The organism is Tsukamurella sputi, assembly GCF_007858445.1.
Taxonomy (GTDB): domain Bacteria; phylum Actinomycetota; class Actinomycetes; order Mycobacteriales; family Mycobacteriaceae; genus Tsukamurella; species Tsukamurella sputi.
The window spans coordinates 1-671 of record NZ_VIGV01000059.1; the positions used below are offsets into that span (position 1 = coordinate 1).

Consider the following 671-nt stretch of genomic DNA (forward strand, 5'->3'; position numbering starts at 1 on the left):
CAGGTTGCTGTCGACGAGTGCGGCGACTCCCCCGGCAATCGCGCGGGAGCCAGCAGCGAGTTGACTCACCCCGTTCTGAAGCTGGGCGAGTTGTGCGGGGAGGTCGCGCGCGGTGACAGCACCCAGCGTTGTGTCCAATGTGTCCACTGCGGCGGTGAGTTGCGCGGTGATGGTGGTGATGGGTGTGCCGAGGTTGCCCAGTTGCCCGGAGAGAGCGCCGATTTGGAGGAGGAAGTTGGAATCCCGCAGTGTGCCCAGGGTCCGGAGTTGCTGTTGGACGGCGGCGCACTGAGGGATCGGGGCGCACCAGGGAGCGTTGTCGAGCAAGGGCCGCACGGCGGTCACGAGACTCAAGGCGTCGGATGCCTGCCTTGCCGCGGTGGCCAATTGCGGTGCCTGCCCAATGAGTTGGTCGAGTGCGGGTGCGGTTGTGCGGAGTTGACCGAGCAGTGGTCGGTATTGCTGGATCTGTTGTCCCGCGGTCGTGGCCTGGTCGAGAATTCGCAACAGCGGTGTCAGGTTGGCGCGGATCTGGCTGTCGAGCGTGGCAAGGCCGGTCGCGAGTTGGTCGGCGCCATCTCGAAGTTGGAACAGGTCGCCAGTGCGTGATCGGCCGTCACTGACTGCCGCGGCGAGTCGGTCACCGATCTGTCCGTTCTGCCACGACAGCT

The 671-nt window shown here is 65.6% G+C and carries 1 pseudogene; it reads right to left on the reverse strand.

The features are described 5' to 3' along the window. A pseudogene (locus tag FK268_RS23155) lies at positions 1-671 on the reverse strand (MMPL/RND family transporter); the annotation flags it as partial.